Origin of the sequence: Azospirillum sp. A23, assembly GCF_042938965.1 — a bacterium.
GTDB lineage: Bacteria > Pseudomonadota > Alphaproteobacteria > Azospirillales > Azospirillaceae > Azospirillum > Azospirillum melinis.
In genome coordinates, this window is record NZ_CP170667.1 from 779,299 (window position 1) to 800,599 (window position 21,301).

Below are 21,301 nucleotides of genomic sequence, written 5' to 3' on the forward strand. Positions count from 1 at the left end.
ATATCTTACGCCTTTGCCTCGGCCGCCGCCAGCGACGGGGCGGGCTTCTCGGCGATCGGCCAGTGGACGATGGTCGCGAACATGGCCAGCGCCACGCCCAGCCACCAGACCACGTCGTAGGACCCCGTCCGCTCATACAGCACGCCGCCGAGCCAGACGCCCAGGAAGCCGCCGACCTGATGGCTGAAGAAGGCGAAGCCGTAGAGGGTGCCCATGTAGCGGGTGCCGAACATCAACGCGACGAGGCCGGAGGTCGGCGGTACGGTGGACAGCCACAGCAGGCCCATCACCGCGGCATAGGCGATGACCGTGACCGACGAGATCGGCAGCAGGATGAAGACCGCCGTCGCGATGCCGCGCGAGAAATAGTTGGCGCACAGCAGGTAGCGCTTGCTGACCTTGCCCGCCAGGATGCCGGAGGCATAGGAACCGACGACGTTGAACAGGCCGATCAGCGCCAGCGCCCAGGCGGCCAGCGTCGGGCTGATGCCGGCGGCGGTCAGGTAGGGCGGCAGGTGGGTGGTGATGAAGGCCAGCTGGAAGCCGCAGACGAAGAAACCGGCGACCAGCAGCACATAGCTGCGGTGCTGGAAGGCCTGACGCACCGCGGCGATGTAGCCGATGTTGGCGCCGGTCACCGCCGGGGTGCCGCTCGCCGTCATGCCCTTCGGGCCGGGGAAGACGCCGGCCAGCAGCGGCACCGCGATCATCGAGGCTGCCAGCAGCAACAGGGCGGTCTGCCAGCCGAAGCCGGCGATGAAGGCCTGGCCCATCGGCGCGAACAGGAACTGGCCCATCGATCCGGCGGCGGTGGCGATGCCGACCGACCAGCTGCGCTGTTCCGGCGGCAGCAGCCGGGTGAAGCCGGCGATGATGATGCCGAAGGAGGCGCCGGACAGGCCGAGTCCGATCAGCACGCCGGCGGTCAGGTACAGCTCGACGCTGGTGGTGGCATAGGGCATCAGCGCCAGCCCGGCGGCATAGAGGATCCCGCCACCGGCCAGCACAGGGGCCGGACCGTAGCGGTCGGTCAGCGCCCCGGCGAAGGGGCCGCCGGCGCCCCACAGGATGTTCTGGATCGCCATCGCCAGCGCGAAGACGTCGCGGCCCCAACCGCGGGTTTCCGAAAGCGGGCCGATGAACAGGCCCATACTGGACCGCGGTCCGAAGGCCAGCATCGAGATCAGGCAGCCGCAGACGACGACGAGTGCGGGCGTCCTCCAGGAGGGCGCCGGTGCAGGGGTAACGGTGGTCAAGGCATCCTCCCGGATCCGGGCGCCGCTGCGGGGTGTCGCTGCGCGCCGGTGTTATGGAACTGCTCTGCCTGCGACGATAGGCGGGCCTCAACAGTTCGGCAAATTCATAATCGGCAATCAGGTCATTCCGCAGCGGAATGCAGGAAGGGATGTTCGTCCATCGCATGCTTGGCTGCTGTGCACTCGGGCAGGCGTCCAGCCGCCAGTTCGCGCCGAAGCGCCTCTTCCAGCCGGTCGAAGACCGGGGCGATGCGTCCGGCCGTCCGCGACTGGATCAGCCAGATCGTCACCGACATCCGGAAATTGGGAAGGTCGAGCGGGCGCACCGCCGCCGCATCGGGGATCGGCGCGATCAGCCCCATCGGTGCCAGGCCGAAGCCGACGCCGCGGGTCACCAATGATACCAGCAGGCTCTGGTCGTAGGCCTCCACCGTTACGTTGGGCTGCAAGCCGAGCGGCGCCAACGCCTGCTGCAACGCCTCGCGATAGCGGCAGCCGTTCGGTTGCAGCACCCAGCCGCGCCGGTTCATGGCGGCGAGATCGCTGGATGCGTCGTCGGGAGAGGCGATGATGTTGACCGGTTCGGTGCCGATCCGGCGGACCGGCAGGTCGTCGGGAGGCATCTGCTCCTCGCACAGCAGGATCACCGCGCCGTCCAGCGTACCGGCGCGGACCTGCTCGATCAGCGGGTTGCTCCAATCCGAATGCAGCCGCAGTGTCAGGCCGGGGAAGCCAGCACGCAGTTCGTCCAGCGGCCGTCCGGTGGCCAGAGCGGTCAGCACATGGGCCATGCCGAGCCGCAGCAGCCCGCGCGGTTCGGCCGACCCGGCGAAAGCGTCGGCGAAGTCGCTGGCCGCCGCCAGGATGCGCCTTGCATGGGCCAGCGCCAGTTCGCCGTCGCGGGTCAAGGCCAGCGGCTTGGTCTGCCGGTCGAACAGCACGACGCCAAGCTCTGCCTCCAGCCGCTGGATCAGCCGCGACACGGCGGACTGCGTCAGCCCCAGCCGATTGCCGGCCTCCTGCACCGACTGCGCATCGGCAACGGCGATGAAGGTGCGGATCTCGTTGAGCTTCATGGGGCGGCCATACGGTCGGGTGGGGTGTACACCGGCAGGACGCGGCACTGCGTCTTCGCGACTGGTGTACCAGTGTCGGACCGCGCTACCCTTCGGGTCAAGACATCGATAGGGAGCCGTTCATGTCCGCCACTCTGCCCGACCGTTCCAGCCGCGAATATCCCGACCGCCCCTGGGTCGGCGTCGGGGCCGTCGTCTGGCGCGGCGACAAGGTGTTGCTGATCCGGCGGGGCAAGGCGCCGCGGATGGGGCAATGGAGCCTGCCGGGCGGAGCCCAGTCGGTCGGTGAGACGGTGTTCGAGACCGCGGTGCGCGAGGTGCGGGAGGAGACCGGGCTGGAGGTGGTGCCGACCGGGATCGTCACCGTGGTGGACGCCATCACCCCCGATGCCGAGGGGCGCGTCCACTACCATTACACACTCGTCGAGGTGGCGGCGGAGAGTGCGGAGGGCGAGCCGCTCTGCGCCGACGATGCGCTGGAGGCCTGCTGGGCGACCGCCGATGAGGCCGGCGAACTGACGGAGTGGGACGAAACCCGCCGGGTCATCCTGATGTCTGCTGCCCAGCGGCAGAGCCCCCCGACCCGATAGGCGGCAGGATCGCGCTGCGCTCGGCCAGGAAATCATCCACCCCGTCGGCGGTCAGCGGGCGCGACAGCCAATAGCCCTGCAAAACATCGCAGCGGTAGGCTTGCAGGTAGAGCCGCTGCTCCGGCGTCTCCACCCCCTCAGCCACCACGCCCAATTCCAGCGCGTGGGCCAGCGCCACCACCGCCTGGACGATGGCGGCGGCGTCACGGTCCTCCACCATCGCCTGGACGAACTGCTTGTCGATCTTCAGCGCCTCCACCGGCACCCGGCGCAGGGTCGCCAGCGAAGACCAGCCGGTGCCGAAATCGTCCAGCACCAGTCTGATCCCGGCGCCCCGCAACCGCAGCAGCGCCTCGCGCGCCTCGGCGGTCTGGCTGAACATGCTGGTTTCGGTCAGCTCCAGCTTCAGGTTGGCGGCGGGCAGGCCGGTCTCCGCCAGGATGCCCAGCACCTTGAGCACCAGTCCCGGATCGTCGAGCTGCCGCGCCGACAGGTTGACCGACACCGGAATGTCGGGATAGCCGGCGCGCAGCCAGCCGGTCGCCGCGACACAGGCCGTCCGCAGGGTCCATTCGCCGAGCAGGTGGATCGCCTCCCCCTGCTCGGCCATCGGCACGAAGACATCGGGGGGCAGCATGGTGCCGTCGGACAGGCGCCAGCGCGACAGCGCCTCGAACCCGGTCAGGCGGTTGGTGACGACATCGGCCTGGGGCTGGAAGACCAGGGACAGTTCCTGCCGGTCGATGGCGTCGCGCACCCGCGCGGCGAATCCGGCGTCGGATATCCCCTGTGTGCCGGGTCCGTTCGCGGGTCCGTTCGACGTCGCGTGCGTGTTCGCCACCGTCCGCTCCCTCTCGACAACCATTCCTTGGCTCTTCAAAACCCCTTGGGGTTCGCTGCCATAACAACCACAGGAGGGGTTTGTTAACTATGTCGCGAAAGAGCTTGACGAATTTTATATGGTTACGAAAGTGTTAACGTTGCTGCGCTGGTGACAAGAAAAGGTCGAAGCTCAGGCGGCGCAGCTATTCTATGGGACGTGAACACTTACGCCCGGGCTGCTCCCCTTTTGAGGCGACTGGGCAGCAGCTCACCCGATTGATCGAGCACTGGATAGGCGGCGGCAACCAGATGGGCGTTGATCCGGCGCAGGTCGCGCAGGATGTCGAGGTGGAGCGCGCTGGTCTCCACGCTTTCCTTGCGGCCGGCGCGCAGGCGGGCGAAATGCGCCTCGGTGGCGCTGGTCTCCAGATCGCGGATTACCTCCTTTTCATGGATCAGAGCGCGGGCGGAGCGGACGTCGCGCGACACGAAGACGGCGGCGGCCAGCCGCTGGGTTTCGCTCAGCCGTTCCAGCATGCCGGCGATCTCGCCGGCCCCCTCGGTGGAGAAGCGCAGCTTGCGGCGGATTTTCTTCGAGGCCGTCTCCATCAGATTGCAGTCGACGATGTCGCCGACATGCTCGAGGTTGATGGTGAAGGTCAGCACGTCCGACATCCGGCTGGCGTCGCTTTCGTCCAGATCCTCGACATTGATCTGGGTGAGGTAGCCTTTGATAGCCTCGTGCAGCCGGTCCAGCACATCGTCCATCCGGCGGATTTCCTGAACCCGCTTGCGGTCGTCGGTCTGGATCACGTCCAAGGCCCCACGCAGCATGCCATCCACCGTGTCGGCCATGCGCAGCGCCTCGCGCGAGGCATTGGCGATGGCGAGGTGGGGGATGCGCAGCGCGCTGCGGTCGAGATAGAGCGGCATCGCCGGGTCGGCGACCGCCACCCGCTCCGGGAGAATCCGGGTCAGGATCCTCGCGAACCAGGGCAGCGGGCCGATGAACAGCCCGGCCATCGCCAGATTGAAGGCGAGGTGGAAGTTGGCGGCGAGCCGCGTGGCGTCCGGCGACACCGCCTGCAGGCCGGCGGTGATCGGCCCCAGCAGCGGCACGACGATGAGGCAGCCGACAAGGCGGTTGATCAGGTTGCCGACCGGCAGCCGCCGGGCCGCCGGGTTGCGGCCGTCGCCGCCCGGCCCCTCGATCACCGGATTGACGGCGCTTCCCAGATTGGCGCCGGCCACCATGGCGATTGCGGCTTCCGGACCGATCACCCCGCCGCCGGCCAGCGAGGCGATCAGCAGGATGGCGGCGACGCTGGAATGGGCGGCCCAGGACAGCAGTGCCGCCAGCATCACCGCCACCACCGGATCGGCGGTCAGCATCGCCAGCATCCGCCGCAGCATCGGCGCATTCTCCGCCGGGGCGATGGTCGCCAGCAGAAGGTGCAGCGACAGCAGCATCAGGCCGAGCCCGATGGCGACCCGGCCCAGGTCACGGCTGCGCGTCCGCGCCCCGCGGCGGAAGGCGATGAAGCCGCCGAGCAGCAGGACCGGCGCCACATGGGCGACGTCGAAGGCGAGAATCTGGACGATCAGGGTGGAGCCGACATTGGCCCCCAGCATCACCGCCAGCGCCGGCATCAGCGACACCAGCCCGGTGGCGGTGAAGCCGGTCGCCATCAGGCCGGTGGCGGTGCTGCTTTGCAGCAGCATGGTGATGCCCATGCCGGACAGGAAGGCGGTCCAGCGGTTGCGCAGACCGGCCCCGAGGATGCGGCGCAGGTCGCCGCCCAGCGCGCGGGTCAGCCCGCTCTGCACCATGTGCAGCCCCCACAGGAGCAGCACGACATTTCCGGCGAGTTCCAGCAGCACCCGTGTCGCCTGCATCGCACCCCCTCTGTCGGATCGGGGATGCGGTCAGGCGGCACCCCTAACTGAAGGGTAGGGTGCGCGGATTGTTACGACAATATGACAGTTGGGTGACAGCGTAGGGGGAAGGGGGCCATGAAGCCTCCGTCCCCCGGGTCGGCATGCGTCAGACGTTGAAGCGGAAGTGGAAGATGTCGCCGTCCTGGACGACATATTCCTTGCCTTCCTGGCGCATCTTGCCGGCGTCCTTCGCTCCCTGCTCGCCACCGAGGGTGACGTAGCTGGTGTAGTCGATGGTTTCGGCGCGGATGAAGCCGCGTTCGAAATCGGTGTGGATGACGCCGGCGGCTTCCGGGGCCTTGGCGTGGCGGCGCACGGTCCAGGCCCGCGTCTCCTTCGGACCGACGGTGAAGAAGGTGATCAGGTCCAGGAGCTTGAAGCCGGCGCGGATCAGCTTGTTCAGGCCGGTTTCCTCCAGCCCCATCGACTCAAGGAACTCCGCCTTCTCGGCGGGATCGGACAGCTGGGCGACCTCGGACTCGATGGCGGCGGAGATGACGACGACCTCGGCATTTTCGGCCTTGGCCTTCTCGGCGACCTTGGCCGAGAAGCTGTTGCCGGTGGCGGCGGACGCCTCTTCCACGTTGCAGACATAGAGCACCGGCTTGGACGTCAGCAGCATGAACTGCTTGAACACCGGCTTCTCTTCCTCGGACACCTCGACCACGCGGGCGGGCTTGCCGTCCTGCAGCACCTTCAGGGCGCGCTCCATCAGGTCGGCCTTGATCTTGCTGTCCTTGTCGCCGCCCTTGGCCTTCTTCTGCAGGCTGGTCAGCTGGCGCTCAAGGCTTTCCATGTCGGCGAGCATCAGCTCGGTCTCGACCACCTCGGCATCGCGCAGCGGATCGACATTGCCCTCGACATGGGTGATGTCGTCGTCCTCGAAGCAGCGCAGCACATGGACGATGGCGTCCACCTCGCGGATGTTGGCGAGGAACTGGTTGCCCAGCCCTTCACCCTTCGACGCGCCGCGGATCAGGCCGGCGATGTCCACGAACTCCAACTGGGTCGGGACGACCTTCTGCGATTTGGCGATCTCGGCCAGCTTGTCCTGCCGCGGGTCGGGGACGCTGACGCGGCCGACGTTCGGCTCCTTGGTGCAGAAGGGGAAATTCGCCGCCTCGGCCGCCTGGGTGGCGGTCAGGGCGTTGAAAAGGGTCGACTTGCCGACGTTCGGCAGGCCGACGATGCCGCAATTGAAGCCCATGGGTGGGTGCTCGCCGTCGGAAATGCTGGAATTGACGCGCTTTATCCTACGATGGGGACCAAAGCGCAAACGCGAAGTGGGGGAATGCCGGAACCGGCAAGGCCCGGCTGGGGCCTATCTGCCCTGCGTCGCCACCGTCACCTTGTTCATGAACAGCTCCGGCTGGCCGTCCACGATCAGTGGCAGATTGTCGGAGACGGCGTCGAGCAGCGGGTCGATCCAGCTCTGGTCGGCCTTGGCGAAGTCGTGCAGCACATAGCCGCTGACCAGATCCTTGTTGCCGGGATGGCCGATGCCGAGCCGGACGCGCCAGTAGTCCTTGCCGATATGCGCGTCGATGGAGCGCAGGCCGTTGTGGCCGCCATGGCCGCCGCCCTTCTTCACCCGGATCTTGCCGGGGGGCAGGTCCAGCTCGTCATGGATGACGACGACGTTCTCGGGCTTCAGCTTGTAGAACTGGAGGGCGGCCACCACCGACTGGCCGGACAGGTTCATGAAGGTGGCGGGCTCCAGCGCCAGCACCTTGTCGCCGGCGACGGTGCCCTCGGCGGTCTGGCCCTGGAACCGCTTCTTCCACGGGGTGAAGCGGTGGCGCTGGGCGATGGTCTCCACCGCCATGAAGCCGATGTTGTGGCGGTTGCGGGCATACTCGTTGCCGGGGTTGCCCAATCCGACCAGAAGCAGCATGTCCCTCACCCTTTATTCGGAACCCAGGCTCCACAAACGAAGCGGGGGGCCGAAGCCCCCCACCGTAACCATCTTCGAAGAACGGACGCTCCCGATCAGGCAGCGGCGCCCTCTTCCGACTTGAGGCCCGACGGCGCAACGATGGTCGCGATGGTGAAATCGCGGTCGGTGATCGTCGAGGTCACACCCTCCGGCAGCTTGACCGCGGAGATGTGGATCGAGTCGCCAACGTCGAAGCCTTCGCACGAGATGGTGATGTGCTCGGGGATGCTGTCGGCCGGGCAGCTCAGCTCCAGCTCGTGACGGACGATGTTCAGCACACCACCGCGCTTCAGGCCGGCCGACTTGTCCTGGTCGGCGAACTCGACCGGAACCTGCACGTTGATGCGGGTGTCGGACGAAACGCGCAGGAAGTCGACATGCAGCGGGACGTCGGTCACCGGGTGGAACTGCACGTCGCGCGGCAGGACGCGGTGGGCAGAGCCGTCGACGGTGACGTCGAACAGGTGCGTGAAGAAGCCCGGCTGATGCAGGACGCGGGTGAACTCGAACTTCTCGAGCGAGATGGTGACAGGAGCCTGCTTACCACCGTAGATGACGGCCGGAATACGGCCGTCACGGCGGGTCTGGCGGGCGGTCCCCTTGCCGGCCCGTTCGCGCGTCTCAGCGCCGAGCGGAATGATCTTGGTCATGACGATGCTCCAAAACGAAAAGGGCGCCGGCCTCCAGGGGTGCCGACGCGTGCGCGGCGTGCATACGGCAAATGGCGAGGCACGTCAAGGTCCGCTCGGAATGGAACATTTGAAACATCGCGCCGCCGGCTGTTCACTGTTCCATCCCCACACCCTTCCCATCCGTCGCCGCCAGTCTGCCACGGCGGGGCGGAGCGGGTGAAATTATCGTCAAGAAGACTGGAGCGGGCGCGACAGGGCGATGGAGCGTACGGCCGGATCGGCCTCCAGCCCGGCAAGGTCGGCCGCGGCGATTTCGGCGGTGACGATGCCCGGCGCGATCGGCCTGCCGCAGGACAGGCAGTCGGGTGCGGCGGTGCCCGCATGCAGGCGGACGATCACGGCGACACGCTGGGCATCGTCCAGCGGCTGGGCCAGCATCGACGGGGAGGGGCTTTCCAGCTTCCTGAGCGAGGCGAGGTCAATCGGCATGCCGGCCATCCATAGGGAAGGGGCGAAGGGCGACGGGGAAAAATCTGCCCTCCGCGTCCGGGCGATGATGAGCCCCACCCCCCGTCAAGGCAAGCACGCGGCGATGGCGGCCCATCGTCACATTTTGACGGTTCAGACCTTGGCCTGGCCCCCGCCCTGGGCGGCATGCCATTCGTCGAAGTCCGGGTTGCGGGCGGAGTCGTAGTCCAACTCCTCCAGGATGGCCGCGGCCGACGCCCGTCCGTGACCGTGCTGCGGATCCCAGTCCGCTCCGTCGGGCGGATCGCGGCGGACCATGCGGATCAGGCGCTCGCGCAGCGCCGCATTGTCCATCGGCAGGCCCTTGCGGATCGACCGGGCATAGATCAGCGCGATCAGTCCGGTCACCGCCGGGGCGGCCATGCTGGTTCCGTACTTCTCGACCACGCCGGTCACCGTCCGCGACCACGCCGCCTTGACGCGGTGTCCGGGGGCGGAGAGGTCCGGCTTCCGCCGCCCGTCGCGGGTCGGGCCGGCGCTGGAGAAGAAGGAGATCGGCGTGCCGTCGGAATGGGCATCGTGGGAGCCGACAATGATCGTCGAATGGCCGGTGGAGATCGAGCCCAGCATATGGGAGGCGACCGGCTGGAGGAACTGCGCCTGACCGGCGTCCAGCCGCTCGATCCAGGCATGATAGTCGACGGGGCCGTCGTCCAGCGCCCGGAGCCGGATGGTCCATTCCCCCTTCGGCGCCCCCATGGCGATCCAGATGCCGATCACATTGTCGTGGTTGTTGGGGTCGTCCAGCCGGTTGACGATGAACACCGCCGGCGGTTTGCCCGGAACGCCGTAGGGCAGCGAGCCGTTCGGATCGACCGTGCCGATCTCGGTGCCGTCGGGGGCGACCAGCGTCACCGACAGGCGCCGCCGGCCGGGATACCACAGCTCCACCTCGCCGCCGGCAGACGTGGTCTCGTAGCCGGCGATGCTGAGCGTGGGGATGCCCAAGCCGATGGAACACTCGCCGCCGGCCGGGACGGTGCCGCTGGTGTGGGTTCCGCTCTGCTGGGAATTGCCGGCGGCGATCACCACGGCCCGGTAGGGAGCCGCGTTGACCATGGCGTCCAGCCCCTGTTCCACCAGGGAGGTGCCGTCATGCGGACCGCCGTTGGTGCCCAGGCTGAGATTGACCACGCAAGGGCGGTTGCCGGCGGCGTTGAAGACGTAGTTGACCGCCTCCAGCAGCTGGACGGTGCTGCCCAGCGTGTGGTTCAGCTGGTCGGGCGTGTTGACCGGGTTGGGGAGCTTGGCGTCGACGAAGATCAGCGACGCCTTCGGCGCCACGCCCGGCTGCTTCGACCCCAGCCCGTTGCCCGCGGCGATGTCCATGACATGGGTGCCGTGGGTGCCGTTCTCCTGGGGCTTGCTGGGGTTGTCCTTGGCGGGGGCGTAGCCGAGGGCGTCGTAAGGATCGTCGGTGGCGAGCGCCGCATCGATCTGCTCGGGCGTGTAGAGCGCGCCGTAGGGGAAGGGCGAATTGGGCGTGCCGGACTGGTCCCACACCGCCAGCAGGCGGGTGCGCCCGTCCGCCTGCCGGAAGTTCCGGTGCACGTAATCGCAGCCGAAATCGACCACGCCGACGATGACGCCCTCGCCATCCCGGTGCGCATGCTGGACCCAGGGCGGCAGCAGACCCGGTGTCGCGGGTTCGGGCAATCCCGGGACCGCGAGCGTGCCCAGCCCCATCTCGGAAATGGTGGCGTTCAGGGCGGAATGGGTCGGCTGCGCCGCCTTCAGGCTGAGCACCACGGCATGGGCGTGAACCGCCTCGAGCTGATCGGCATGCAGGCGGCCGGTGACGATCCACGAGCCGTCGGCCGCTTTGCCGATGGTGCTGGCGGATTTCACGCCCGGCAGGGCCGCCCAGTCGTCCGGCGAGGTGACACGGGCGATGACCGGCACCTCTTCGGACGCTGCCGGCGCCGCGGCCACGCTGCCCGATGCGGAGCGGGCATGGCTGCGGCCGTGGCTGTCGCGGTTGACGATGCGAAGCTGGAGCCGGTGATCCATCGGGGTGCCGGTACCGCCCGGAAGGCTCCGCGCGGCGGAAAGATCGGGAGAATCGACCGGGGCCAGGCCCATATGGTGGGCATGCAGCGGTAACCGTGACGCCATTGGCAGGGGCCTCCGTAAGCGGGATCCGAACCGCAGACCGCACTCCGGCCAGCCGGACGGGAAGGACCTCTACGGGAAGGCGCAGGTCCAGCCGCGATGCATGCGAAAGACTGTCGTCTGCGGGCTGTATATACTTTTACGGAAGATACTTTTCGAATTGCAACCGTTCAGGACGATCCCGCCCTCACAGCCCCGTCGGGGTCTGTCGGGTGTCGGCGGTGCGGGTGGTGCCCTGGTCGATCAGCGGCTGGAGCGCCGGGGCGAGGCTCTTCAGCAGCTGGGCGGGCAGGGCGCTGGTGAAGCGGTAATTGTCGGCTTCCGGCCCATGGACGAAGGCGGTCATGGTGCCGAAGAAGCGGTCGCCGATGTAGAAGACGAAGGTGGCGGTGCGGTTGACCGCCTTCGATTCGAGCAGCACGCCGCCCGGCCCCCAGCGGTCGAGCCGGTGGTCGCCGGTGCCGGTCTTGCCGCCCATCGGGATCGGCGCGCCGGTGGGGTCCTTGAAGGAGCCCCAGACGCGCTTGGCGGTGCCGTTCTGCGCCACATCCATCAGGGTGCGGCGCAGGGTGGCGCAGACCTCCGGCCGCAGAACGCGCTCGCCCTGCAAGGGGCCGAGGCCCAGCTTCGCCTCGTAGGGCGTGCCGGCGGCGAAGTGCAGCGAGCGGATCTTCACCGTCGGCTGGCGCACCCCGTCGTTCAGGATCAGCCCCATCAGTTCCGCCAGCGCCGCCGGGCGGTCGGCCGAGCTGCCGATGGCGGTCGCCAGCGACGGCACCAGCGTTTCGAACGGATAGCCGACGCTGCGCCATTGGGTGGTGATGCGCTGGAACGCCTCCTCCTCCAACCCGATGCGGATGCGGGTGTTCTGGGCGGCCATGCCCTTCTTGAACAGCCAGCGATAGCTCTCCTGGCGTTCGTCGGCGCTGGCGGCCAGAACCTCGGCCCGCTTGGCGTCGGGATGCTGCTGGAGATAGGCGACCAGCCACAGCTCCAGCGGATGGACGCGGGCGAGATATCCCAGATCGTTCAGCGGGAAGCGGTCCGGCCCGTATTTGGAATAGAGCGCCGACAGCTCGGTGTCGGACAGCGCCTTTCCCGGCAGCCGGCCGCGCAGGAAGCTGGAGAACTCTGCCAGCCCGGCCTTGGGCCGCACGGTGCGGAAGATCACCGCCAGCCGGTGCGGCACCGGACGCGAGCGGGTCGCCAGCCGGGCCAACGCCTCGTCCGGGGTGCGCTTGCGGTAGTCGTTGTAGAAGCGGTTGAGGAAGTCCGTGCCCTCGCGGTCGGCGAAGCGGGCGAGATAGGCCTGGCGGGCGGGATGGTCGGGGGTGCGCAGGATGTCGGCGCCGTCGTCCGCCCCCTCGTCCATGTAGAACTGGACGACATCGCGCATCAGCCGGATGAAGGGCAGATTGACGCTGTTCCGCAACGCCTCCTGCACGGTCAGGATGCGGCCGTTGTCGTCCTTGTTGAAGTTGACGAAGCTGTGCTGGCCGCCGCCGGTGAAGAACACTTCGCCGGGGCTGGCGGAATAGCGCCGCTCCATCGCCGCATCGAGCATGACCGGCAGCCGGCGGTCGGGTGCCGAAGCCAGCCAGGAGGTCGCCCAGCGCGTCAGGTTGTCCGACGCCTCGTCCTCCACATCGCCCAGCAACTCCTTCGGCAGATGGGCGTAGCGGCTGTGCAGTTCCGCCACGATCTGCAGATATGTGGTCAGCGTGCGCAGCTTGGCGGTGGAGCCGAGGTCCAGCTTCGCGCCGTCGTTGATGTCCAGCGGCTGGTCGAGGTTGTCGGCCTGGACGCGCAGGTAATTGGCCTCGGGGCCGCGCTCGTAGAGGGTGATCGAATAGACCAGCTTCGACAGGTCGTTGTTGCGGGCGTCGAGCAGCCGTTCGCCGGTCAGTCCCAGCGAGCGGGCATAGTCGGGCTCGTTCAGCCTGCCCAGCACCTCCACCACGCGGGCCTGGGTTTCGGCGTCCAGGGTGGACTGCGCGGTCAGGTCGAGCCGGTCGAGCGCGTAGAGGTTGGAGACGCCGAGCATGCCGAGCAGCCGGGCGCGGATGGCGTTGGTCGCCTTCTGCTCGACATAGGAGGTGGCGGGGCTGGCCGGCGCCTCCTCGCGGAAGACCAGCGGGGTGGCGAGTGCCGTGTCGCGCAGGGCGGGATCGATCGTTCCGGCCTGGGCCAGGGCGCGCAGATGGGCGTCGGCCAGCCGGTCGAGAGCGGCGCGGTCCTGGATCAGGTAATGGGAGGGCCGCCGCTGGGCCAGCAGCAGAGCCAGCACCTGCTTGTAGGCCAGCGCCTTCAGCTTCAGGGTGCGCGGGTCGCCTGCGGGGTCGCTGAGGACGCGCTTGGCAATGGTGAGGTCGGTGCCGAACCAGGCCCACAGCCCGTCGCCCAGCCCGTTCACCTCGCCGAATCCCGAGCGTGCGGTCAGCGGGGTGGAGTTCAGGTAATCGACCAGGATGCGGCGGCGGGCCTGGGTCGTGTCCTCGCCGTCGCTGTAGGCGCGGACGCTGGCCGAGGTCATCTGGCGCAGCTTCTCCACGCTGCCGACGGTCTGGCCGTCGGGAGAATGGCGGTATTTCTCGATCTGGGTGGCGAGCGTCGAGCCGCCGGGAGAGCGCTGGCCCGGCCTGATCATCTGGAGCGGCAGCATGGCGACGGCGGCGCCGAAGCGGTCCCATTCCACCGCCGGGTTGCGGCGCGGCTGGTCCTCGTCCAGAAGTTCGCGGTTCTCGATGAACAGCAGCGTGTCGGCGACCAGCTTCGGCACATCGTCGAAACTGTCGAACACCCGTTCTGGATAGCGCGCCGAATACATGACCGCGCCGTTGCGGTCGAGCAGGGTCAGCCCGGCCTGCGTCTTCTCGCGGTAGATCGGAAAGCCGCCGCCGGCCATGAAGCGGTCGAGCGCCGGTGACAGCACCGCCTGCCGCTCGATTGCGTAGACGTCATGGGTCAGCGCGTCGAGCTGGCCGGGCAGGGCGGTGTATCCCAGCCGCTCGTTGTACGGCCCATGCTTGGGATGGCGTGCCTGGGGATTGGGGCCTTCGCGCAAGCTGACGGTCATCGACTGGGCGACGCCGGAGAGCAGCCGGGCCTGGAGGCGCGAGGTCTGCATCTCCTGCCAGCCGGCATAGCCGGCAGCGGCCACGGTGGTCGCCAGCGTTGCCGCGACCGCCGCCCACCGAGCCCAGCGTCCAACCTGCATCCACCGCTTGGCCATATCGGATGCGCACCCCCTGTCGCCCGACCCACCCGGCCGGTGTAGGTCGGAACGATAGGCGAATTATGGTTAACGGGGGTTTAAGGGGGTGCCTCTTACCCCTCCAGCAGCGTCTTCGCGCGGGCGGCCAGCTCCGTCAGCGGGACCTCGACCTGCTCGCCCTTGACCAGATGCTTCAGGGTCGCGGTGCCGCGGGTCTTCTCGTCGGAGCCCATCAGCAGGACGACGGGGATGCCGGCGCGGTCGGCATACTTCATTTGCTTGGCGATCTTGCCGCCGTCCAGCTGGATTTCGGTGTTGATGCCGGCGGCGCGCAACTCGCTGGCCATGCGGAAATAATCGGCGGACAGGGCCGGGTCCATCTGTGTCACCAGCACTTGGGCGGTGGGGGTGGCGTCCTTGATGATGCCGGCCTCCATCAACTGGTAGAACAGGCGGGTGGCGCCGATGGAGATGCCGACGCCCGGCAGCTTCGACTTGGTGTAGTGGCTGGCGAGATTCTCGTAGCGACCGCCGGAGCAGACCGAGCCGATGCCGGGATGGTCGTTCAGGAAGGTCTCGTAGACGGTGCCGGTGTAGTAATCGAGGCCGCGCGCGATGGCGAGGTTGATGCGCACCGTCCCTTCCGGCACCTGGAAGGCCTTCAGCCCCTCGATGACGGTGGTCAGCTCGCCCACGCCTTCGCGGAAGAGGTCGGTCTCGATGTCGAGCGCGCCGAGTGCGGCCAGCGTTTCGGCGTTGGTGCCCTTCATGGCGATCAGCGACAGGATGGTGTCGGCGGCATGCTCGGTCACGCCGAGGCCCAGCAGGCTCGCGCGCACCTTGTCCTGGCCGATCTTGTCCAGCTTGTCGATTTCGCGCAGCACCAGGACGCGGGTGTCGGCGTCGGCGACGCCCAGACCGTCGAGCAGGCCCAGCAGGATCTTGCGATTGTTCACGTTGATGGTGAAGCCGCCGAAGTTCAGCTCGGTGAAGACATGGTGGATGACCGCCGGGATTTCAGCGTCGTAATGGGCGGACAGGCTGTCCTTGCCGATCACGTCGATGTCGCACTGGTAGAATTCGCGGAAGCGCCCGCGCTGCGCCCGCTCGCCGCGGTAGACCCGCTGGATCTGGTAGCGGCGGAAGGGGAAGGCGAGGTCGCGCTCATGCTCCGCCACATAGCGGGCGAGCGGCACCGTCAGGTCGAAGCGCAGCGCCAGCTCCGGCTTGTTGCCCTGCTGGATCGCGCCGGTCGACTGGACGAAATAGACCTGCTTCTCCGTCTCGCCGCCCGACTTGGTCAGCAGCGTGTCGACCGTCTCGAATACCGGGGTTTCGACGGGGACGAAGCCGAACCGCTCATAGCCGCGGCGGATGGTGTCCAGCATGCGCTGGAAGGCCACCTGCTGGCGCGGCAGCAGCTCCATCGTTCCGGGCGGGGTGCGGGGCGTGATCAGGCTCATCGGAGAAGGTCCGCGCTTGGATAGGAAAAGCGTGGGTTTTCTAGCCCCTTTCGCCGGCCCCGTCACCTGCGGCCAAAAAAGGCGGCGGAAAAATTTTCAGGCTCCTCGAAAATTTTTGGAAGGGCGTGGAATGAACGGCAGCGGGGCCACGTTCATCTAAGCACGATCCCGCAACGAGGATCGCTCACCGAAATGGAGAAACCAAATGTCCGGCACCGTCTTTGGGTCGCGTATCCGCTCGTCCGTTTCGACCTTTGCGTTCGTCGCCCTGATGGCGACGGCCCCCGTGCTGAGCGCGGGTGCGGTAACGGTCGCGCCGGCCGCTCCGGCAACGCCGGCCCCCGCCGCGACGACCGACTCCACCACGACGGCTCCGAAGTTCGACCAGAAGGCCGATCAGAAGGCTGTCACCAAGAGCGAGGCCACCAAGACCGAAGCCACCAAGACCGAGGCTCCGAAGGCCGACGCCACCAAGGCGGATGCCGGCAAGACCGAGGCGGGCAAGACCAAGCATGAGCAGGTCGCGGCCACCCCGAAGGCCGAAGTGACCAAGACCCAGGCCGACGCCGTCGCCAAGGAACTGGGTGCCAAGCCGACCGACCAGCTGCCCGTCCAGCTCGGCAAGTACCACGAGCAGATGCTGGCCGCCCATGCGCTGAAGGACAGCGCCGCCCGCGACAAGGCGGTGACCGAAGCCCGGCAGCAGCTCGCCGGCATCGGCGGCAAGCCGGTGACCGCGGAGCAGGCCGCGAAGATCGACGGCATCCTCGGCCTGAAGACCTCGACCACCATCCAGTAAGGTCCGGGCCAAGACGGCCAGCCCCCCGCCAACGCCGGCCGGCGGGGGGCTGCCGGCTTCGCCTCATGCTTCCAGTCTGCGTTTCCAGTTTGGGGGACCGCCTCTGTTGAGATGCCGCGGCGATGGCGATAGAACGTCGTCCAAGCTCACCGCCCCTCGACACCAGCGCCGGGACCCGATCCATGCCGAACGACCGTCTTGTCATCCGCCGTCCCGACGACTGGCATGTCCACCTGCGCGACGGTGCCATGCTGAAGGCGGTTCTGCCCTTCACCGCCCGCCAGTTCGGCCGCGCCATCGTCATGCCGAACCTGAAGCCGCCGGTGGCGACGGCCGCCGACGCCGTGGCCTATCGCGAGCGCATCCTGGCGGCCCTGCCGGACGGCGTCGCCTTCACCCCGCTGATGACCGCCTACCTGACCGACGGCACCGACGCCGGCGATCTGGCCCAGGGCTTCAAGGACGGGGTTTTCGCCGCCGCCAAGCTCTATCCCGCCAACGCCACCACCAACAGCGCCCATGGCGTCACCGACATCGCCCGCATCGCCCCGGTGCTGGAGCGCATGGCGGAAATCGGCATGCCGCTGCTGATCCATGGCGAGGTGACCGACCAGTCGGTCGACATCTTCGACCGCGAGGCGGTGTTCATCGACACCATCCTGGCCCCGCTGCTGGAGCGTCACCCGACCCTGCGCGTCGTGCTGGAGCATGTGACGACGGCCGATGCCGTCCAGTTCGTGCGGGCCCATGCCGTCAGCGGCCGGATCGCCGCCACCATCACCGCGCATCATCTGCTGATCAACCGCAGCCACATCTTCCAGGGCGGCATCCGCCCGCACCTCTACTGCCTGCCGATCGCCAAGCGCGAGACGCACCGGGTGGCTCTGGTCGAGGCGGCGACGAGTGGCGAGGGGCCGTTCTTCCTCGGCACCGACACCGCCCCGCACACCGTGACCGCCAAGGAGGCCGCCTGCGGCTGCGCCGGCTGCTTCACCGCCGCCAACGCGCTGGAACTCTATGCCGAGGCGTTCGACGAGGCCGGCGCGCTCGACAGGCTGGAGGCCTTCGCCAGCCTGAACGGCCCGCGCTTCTACAACCTCCCGGTCAGCGAGGAGCGGGTGGCGCTGGAGCGCCGTCCGTCGGTCGCCCCCGACCTGATCCTGGTCAGCGAGGGCGATGCCGTGCTGCCCTTCCGCAGCGGCGAGACCCTGCGCTGGAGCTTCGCCGGCGCGGTGTGACGGTCTGCGGACCGGTTTCGCGGAAAAGGGCGCAGACAAGGAAAGGACGGAACGGTCATGGCGACGATCCAGGAAGCTCTGCTCATCGCCTTCGACCTGCACCAGGAGCGGCGCTTCGACGAGGCGGATGCCATCTATCGCCAGATTCTGGATGCCGTCCCCGACCATGTCATGACGCTCCACCTGCGCGGCATCCTGCTGGGGCAGAGCGGCAGGCTGGAGGAGGGCTGCGCCCTGATCCGGCAGGCAATCGCCGGCGATGGGACGCAGCCGGATTTCCATACCAATCTCGCCGGCCTGCTGGAGGCGCTGGGCCGGCCCGGCGAGGCTCTCGATCCGATGGTCTGCGCCGCCACCCTCGACCCGACCCGGATCGTCCAGCTCAACGATTTTGCGATGCGGTCCTTGAAGGCGGGCCGCCCCGGCGAGGCCGCGCAGGCACTTCGTGTCGCGGTCGGGCTGCAACCGCTTTCCATCGAGCTGCGCTGCAACCTCGCGGTGGCGCTGGTCGCCGACAGGCAGGTCGCGACGGCGGCGGTGGAGCGCCGCATCGCCCTGCTGCTGGCCCCCGATGCCGCCGAGATGCTGCGGCTGCTGGGGGAGTATCTCCTGCAGGTGGGCCGGCAGGCTCCCGATGGCGAGGCGGCACGGACGCTCCGGCGTGCCCTGATCCTCGACCCGCTGCATCACGGCATCTGGAACGGGCTGGGCAGACTGCACAAGGAGGCCGGACGATTGACGGAGGCGCACCGGGCCTACGAGTCCGGTCTTGTGGTCGATCCGGCGGCGGCGGAGCTGTGGAACAATCGTTCGAATGTCCTGAAGGGGTTGGATGAGCTGGACGCCGCGCTGACAGGCCAGCGCCGGGCGGCGGCGTTGCGGCCGGACGAGATCGGCATCCGCAGCAATCTGGGTGACGCGCTGCTGCTCGCAGGCCATCCGGAGGAAGCCTTGGCGAACACGCAGGCGGTGCTGGCGCTCGCTCCCGACCTGGGGGAATCCCGGCTGCTCCGCGCCCTGGCCCTGCTGACCCTCGGCCGTTTCGAAGAGGGGTGGGCGGCCTGGGAAGAGCGCTGGACCGTGCCGCCCTGGCTGTTCGCCGCCGGACGGTTCCCGCAACCGGCCTGGACGGGCGGGCCGCTGGGTCGGAACCGTCTGCTGGTCTGGGGCGAACAGGGGATCGGCGACGAAATCCAGTTCGCCAGCCTGCTGCCTCTGCTGGTCCGGGCGGGTGTCAGCTGTGTGTTGGAATGCGAATCGCGGCTGGTTCCGCTGTTCGCGCGCTCGCTGCCGGAGGTGGAGGTGGTCGCGCGTGGCTGGCCCCCCGATCCAAGCCTGACGCGGACCGAGGCGGCCGACCCGGACCGTGCCCCGATTGCCGTGCAAATCCCGGCGGGCAGCCTGCCGCGCCTGCTGGCGGACGCCAAGGGCGTACCGCGTTCCGCCGCGCCCTATCTGCTGGCCGATCCGGCCAGGGTTTCGGGTTTTCGCGCGGCGATTCCGCCCGGCACGCTGGCGGTCGGCATCGCCTGGCACACGACCAATCCCAAGCATGGGCGCAGTCGCAATATTCCGTTGCGCGTGCTGGCGCATGCGCTCCACCGGCCCGGCGTCCGACTCGTGGTGCTGCAATATGGCGACTGGACGCAGGAGATCGCCGCCTTGACGGCGGAGGGAATCGACATCGGCGGACTGCCCGGCCTCGATCCCTGGGCCGATCTGGACGGGTTGGCTGCGGCGGTCGCCGCCGTCGACCTCGTGGTCTCCATCGACAATGTCACCGTGCATCTGGCCGGGGCGCTGGGGCGCCCGACCTGTGCATTGCTGCCCTATGCCGCCGAATGGCGCTGGCTGCGCGACCGGACGGACACCCCCTGGTATCCGACCGTCACACTATGCCGCCAACAGGCGCCAAGGGACTGGAGCGTGCCGCTTCGGCTTGCACGGCAACAGCGCGACGAACTGGCCGGCGGATAGCCAGCTCCGCTCCTGTCCGACCCAGGCCACGCAGTCTCAGAACAGGCTGCCCTGTACCGGCACCGGCCGAGGCTTGCGCGGTGCCTCCTTTTTCTCCGGCTTGGGTTCCGCCTGCGCCTCGGGCTTCACCTCCACATTGGGCACGCCGCCATCGACGGTTGCTGCAACCTTGGCATCGTCGGCGAAGACGATGTTCACGGCCAGACCCGGCGTCGCCTGATCGGCACGGGTGACCGGGCGGCCGTCGCGGTCCTCGACCAGGGCGAAGCCACGGGCCAGCACGCCCTTGTAGCTGTAACTTTCCAGCAATTGGCCGAGCGACGCCAGAGACGCCGCCTTGTCGGCAACCCCCTTGGCATAGCTGCGGTCGAGGCGCGGCGTCAGGTCGGCGATGCGGCGGGTGCCTTCGTCCAGCTTCACCCGCGCCGGGGTCAGCGACAACCGGCCGGCAACCCGGTCGAACCGACCGCCGGCGGTGGTCACCGCATGGCGCAGGCCCGAATCGAGGGCGCGGCTTTCCGACGCCAGTTTCTGCTCGGCTTGGCCCAGCTTCTCGCGCGGATGGCGCAGCTTTGCGGCCAGTTCGCCGACGCGGGTACGGCGGCGCTCCAGCAGGGCCATCGCTGCAAGGTTCAGGCGCTCCGCCCGGTCGTCCAGCCGCTGGGCATGGCCTTCCAGCAGGGCGCGGGGATCGCCGAGGCCGCGGGCCAGCCCCTCCACCCGGTTGCGGCGGTCCTCCACCGCGCGCGAGGCGCAGGCGAGCAGCCGGCGCTCGTCATCGAGGATCTGGGCCAGCAGTTCGCCGCGCACCGGCACCGCCATCTCGGCGGCGGCGGTCGGGGTGGGCGCCCGCAGGTCCGACGCGAAGTCGATCAGCGTGGTGTCGGTCTCGTGGCCGACGGCGGAGATCAGCGGAATGGCGCTGGCCGCGGCGGCACGGACGACATTCTCCTCGTTGAAGGCCATCAGGTCTTCCAGCGAGCCGCCGCCGCGCGCGACGATGATCAGGTCGGGCCGGGGAACGCGTCCGCCCGGCTGGATGCGGTTGAAGCCCTCGATGGCCGCCGTCACCTCGGCCGCCGCACGTTCGCCCTGCACCGCGACCGGCCACAGCAGGACATGGCGGGGGAAGCGGTCGTTCAGCCGGTGCAGGATGTCGCGGATGACCGCCCCGGTGGGAGAGGTGACGACGCCGATCACGTCGGGCAGGAAGGGGATGCGCTTCTTGCGGGCGGGATCGAACAGCCCCTCCGCCGCCAGCCGGCGCTTGCGCTCCTCCAGCATCTTCAGGAGCGCGCCTTCGCCGGCCAGCTCCATCGACTCGACGATCAGCTGATATTGCGAGCGGCCGGGATAGGTCGTCATGCGCCCGGTGACGATGACCTCCAGCCCTTCTTCCGGCCGGACGGCCAGCTTCGCCATGGTGCCGCGCCAGCACACCGCCTCGATCACCGCGGTGTCGTCCTTCAGGCGCATGTAGCAGTGGCCGGAGCTGTGCTTCTTCGGCTGGCTGATCTCGCCGCGGACGCGGACGAAGCCGAACTCCTCCTCGATGCTGCGCTTCAGCCGGCGGGCGAGGTCGCCGACGGTGAATTCCGGAAGGTTGGAGCCGGGGCGCGGTTCCGGGGCAATCAGCGGCGTGGAGGTTTGGGGTGCGTTTTCGGACGTCATGGCGCTCTTGAGTTGGGGCGCCGCCATGATACAAGGCGCGCAGATCGCA

The 21,301-nt window shown here is 68.4% G+C and carries 16 protein-coding genes; 4 read left to right on the top strand and 12 right to left on the bottom strand.

What is annotated here, in order from left to right:
* Window positions 1-5: 5 nt before the first annotated feature.
* Together ABNQ40_RS21085 and ABNQ40_RS21090 are read right to left on the bottom strand one after the other, a co-directional pair.
* Entirely contained in the window at window positions 6-1,256 is a 1,251-nt protein-coding gene (locus tag ABNQ40_RS21085) for an MFS transporter (RefSeq protein ID WP_109052144.1), read from the bottom strand.
* A 122-nt stretch (window positions 1,257-1,378) separates the two neighbouring features.
* A complete protein-coding gene (locus tag ABNQ40_RS21090; protein ID WP_109052145.1) occupies window positions 1,379-2,332 on the bottom strand; it encodes a LysR family transcriptional regulator in 954 nt (317 codons plus the stop codon).
* A gap of 122 nt (window positions 2,333-2,454) precedes the next feature.
* On the opposite strand from ABNQ40_RS21090, the gene ABNQ40_RS21095 reads away from it, so the two are divergent.
* A complete protein-coding gene (locus tag ABNQ40_RS21095) occupies window positions 2,455-2,922 on the top strand; it encodes an NUDIX hydrolase (RefSeq protein WP_109052146.1) in 468 nt (155 codons plus the stop codon).
* Here ABNQ40_RS21095 and ABNQ40_RS21100 read toward each other — a convergent pair.
* The 9 genes from ABNQ40_RS21100 to hisS form a co-directional block, all read right to left on the bottom strand.
* On the bottom strand, window positions 2,876-3,787 hold the full coding sequence (locus ABNQ40_RS21100) for an EAL domain-containing protein (protein WP_109052147.1): 912 nt from the start codon (window positions 3,785-3,787) through the stop codon (window positions 2,876-2,878). The genes ABNQ40_RS21095 and ABNQ40_RS21100 overlap by 47 nt on opposite strands.
* Window positions 3,788-3,969: 182 nt before the next feature.
* The gene (locus ABNQ40_RS21105; RefSeq protein WP_109052148.1) at window positions 3,970-5,640 is read right to left on the bottom strand and encodes a Na/Pi cotransporter family protein; all 1,671 of its coding nucleotides are present in this window, start codon (window positions 5,638-5,640) and stop codon (window positions 3,970-3,972) included.
* 148 nt (window positions 5,641-5,788) lie between these two features.
* Window positions 5,789-6,889 carry a redox-regulated ATPase YchF gene (gene ychF, locus ABNQ40_RS21110; RefSeq protein ID WP_109052149.1) on the bottom strand — a complete coding sequence of 367 codons (1,101 nt, stop codon included), beginning with the start codon at window positions 6,887-6,889 and terminating at the stop codon, window positions 5,789-5,791.
* A 114-nt stretch (window positions 6,890-7,003) separates the two neighbouring features.
* On the bottom strand, window positions 7,004-7,576 hold the full coding sequence (gene pth, locus ABNQ40_RS21115; protein WP_109052150.1) for an aminoacyl-tRNA hydrolase: 573 nt from the start codon (window positions 7,574-7,576) through the stop codon (window positions 7,004-7,006).
* Window positions 7,577-7,671: 95 nt separating this feature from the next.
* Window positions 7,672-8,268, bottom strand: a complete 597-nt coding sequence (locus tag ABNQ40_RS21120; RefSeq protein WP_109052151.1) for a 50S ribosomal protein L25/general stress protein Ctc — start codon at window positions 8,266-8,268, stop codon at window positions 7,672-7,674.
* A 210-nt stretch (window positions 8,269-8,478) separates the two neighbouring features.
* Window positions 8,479-8,739 (bottom strand): hypothetical protein, encoded by a 261-nt coding sequence (locus tag ABNQ40_RS21125; RefSeq protein ID WP_146255533.1) that lies wholly within the window; start codon window positions 8,737-8,739, stop codon window positions 8,479-8,481.
* 132 nt (window positions 8,740-8,871) lie between these two features.
* A complete protein-coding gene (locus ABNQ40_RS21130) occupies window positions 8,872-10,893 on the bottom strand; it encodes a S8 family peptidase (RefSeq protein WP_109052153.1) in 2,022 nt (673 codons plus the stop codon).
* Window positions 10,894-11,077: 184 nt separating this feature from the next.
* Entirely contained in the window at window positions 11,078-14,122 is a 3,045-nt protein-coding gene (locus tag ABNQ40_RS21135) for a transglycosylase domain-containing protein (protein ID WP_391348790.1), read from the bottom strand.
* Between the two features lie 95 nt (window positions 14,123-14,217).
* A complete protein-coding gene (hisS, locus tag ABNQ40_RS21140) occupies window positions 14,218-15,567 on the bottom strand; it encodes a histidine--tRNA ligase (protein ID WP_109052155.1) in 1,350 nt (449 codons plus the stop codon).
* 205 nt (window positions 15,568-15,772) lie between these two features.
* On the opposite strand from hisS, the gene ABNQ40_RS21145 reads away from it, so the two are divergent.
* From ABNQ40_RS21145 to ABNQ40_RS21155, 3 genes are all read left to right on the top strand, one after another.
* On the top strand, window positions 15,773-16,366 hold the full coding sequence (locus ABNQ40_RS21145; RefSeq protein ID WP_109052156.1) for a hypothetical protein: 594 nt from the start codon (window positions 15,773-15,775) through the stop codon (window positions 16,364-16,366).
* Window positions 16,367-16,548: 182 nt separating this feature from the next.
* On the top strand, window positions 16,549-17,604 hold the full coding sequence (gene pyrC / locus ABNQ40_RS21150; RefSeq protein WP_109052157.1) for a dihydroorotase: 1,056 nt from the start codon (window positions 16,549-16,551) through the stop codon (window positions 17,602-17,604).
* Between the two features lie 57 nt (window positions 17,605-17,661).
* Window positions 17,662-19,581, top strand: a complete 1,920-nt coding sequence (locus ABNQ40_RS21155) for a tetratricopeptide repeat protein (RefSeq protein ID WP_109052158.1) — start codon at window positions 17,662-17,664, stop codon at window positions 19,579-19,581.
* A gap of 36 nt (window positions 19,582-19,617) precedes the next feature.
* On the opposite strand, the gene xseA is transcribed toward ABNQ40_RS21155, so the two are convergent.
* A complete protein-coding gene (xseA, locus tag ABNQ40_RS21160) occupies window positions 19,618-21,252 on the bottom strand; it encodes an exodeoxyribonuclease VII large subunit (protein WP_199235436.1) in 1,635 nt (544 codons plus the stop codon).
* Window positions 21,253-21,301 lie beyond the last annotated feature (49 nt).

What these genes read in the sequence shown, in the direction of transcription:
- ABNQ40_RS21090 (WP_109052145.1), bottom strand. Translation starts at nt 2,332, where the DNA reads ATGAAGCTCAACGAGATCCGCACCTTCATCGCCGTTGCCGATGCGCAG.
- ABNQ40_RS21095 (WP_109052146.1), top strand. Translation starts at nt 2,455, where the DNA reads ATGTCCGCCACTCTGCCCGACCGTTCCAGCCGCGAATATCCCGACCGC.
- ABNQ40_RS21100 (WP_109052147.1), bottom strand. Translation starts at nt 3,787, where the DNA reads ATGGTTGTCGAGAGGGAGCGGACGGTGGCGAACACGCACGCGACGTCG.
- ABNQ40_RS21105 (WP_109052148.1), bottom strand. Translation starts at nt 5,640, where the DNA reads ATGCAGGCGACACGGGTGCTGCTGGAACTCGCCGGAAATGTCGTGCTG.
- ychF (WP_109052149.1), bottom strand. Translation starts at nt 6,889, where the DNA reads ATGGGCTTCAATTGCGGCATCGTCGGCCTGCCGAACGTCGGCAAGTCG.
- pth (WP_109052150.1), bottom strand. Translation starts at nt 7,576, where the DNA reads ATGCTGCTTCTGGTCGGATTGGGCAACCCCGGCAACGAGTATGCCCGC.
- ABNQ40_RS21120 (WP_109052151.1), bottom strand. Translation starts at nt 8,268, where the DNA reads ATGACCAAGATCATTCCGCTCGGCGCTGAGACGCGCGAACGGGCCGGC.
- ABNQ40_RS21125 (WP_146255533.1), bottom strand. Translation starts at nt 8,739, where the DNA reads ATGCCGATTGACCTCGCCTCGCTCAGGAAGCTGGAAAGCCCCTCCCCG.
- ABNQ40_RS21130 (WP_109052153.1), bottom strand. Translation starts at nt 10,893, where the DNA reads ATGGCGTCACGGTTACCGCTGCATGCCCACCATATGGGCCTGGCCCCG.
- ABNQ40_RS21135 (WP_391348790.1), bottom strand. Translation starts at nt 14,122, where the DNA reads ATGGCCAAGCGGTGGATGCAGGTTGGACGCTGGGCTCGGTGGGCGGCG.
- hisS (WP_109052155.1), bottom strand. Translation starts at nt 15,567, where the DNA reads ATGAGCCTGATCACGCCCCGCACCCCGCCCGGAACGATGGAGCTGCTG.
- ABNQ40_RS21145 (WP_109052156.1), top strand. Translation starts at nt 15,773, where the DNA reads ATGTCCGGCACCGTCTTTGGGTCGCGTATCCGCTCGTCCGTTTCGACC.
- pyrC (WP_109052157.1), top strand. Translation starts at nt 16,549, where the DNA reads ATGCCGAACGACCGTCTTGTCATCCGCCGTCCCGACGACTGGCATGTC.
- ABNQ40_RS21155 (WP_109052158.1), top strand. Translation starts at nt 17,662, where the DNA reads ATGGCGACGATCCAGGAAGCTCTGCTCATCGCCTTCGACCTGCACCAG.
- xseA (WP_199235436.1), bottom strand. Translation starts at nt 21,252, where the DNA reads ATGACGTCCGAAAACGCACCCCAAACCTCCACGCCGCTGATTGCCCCG.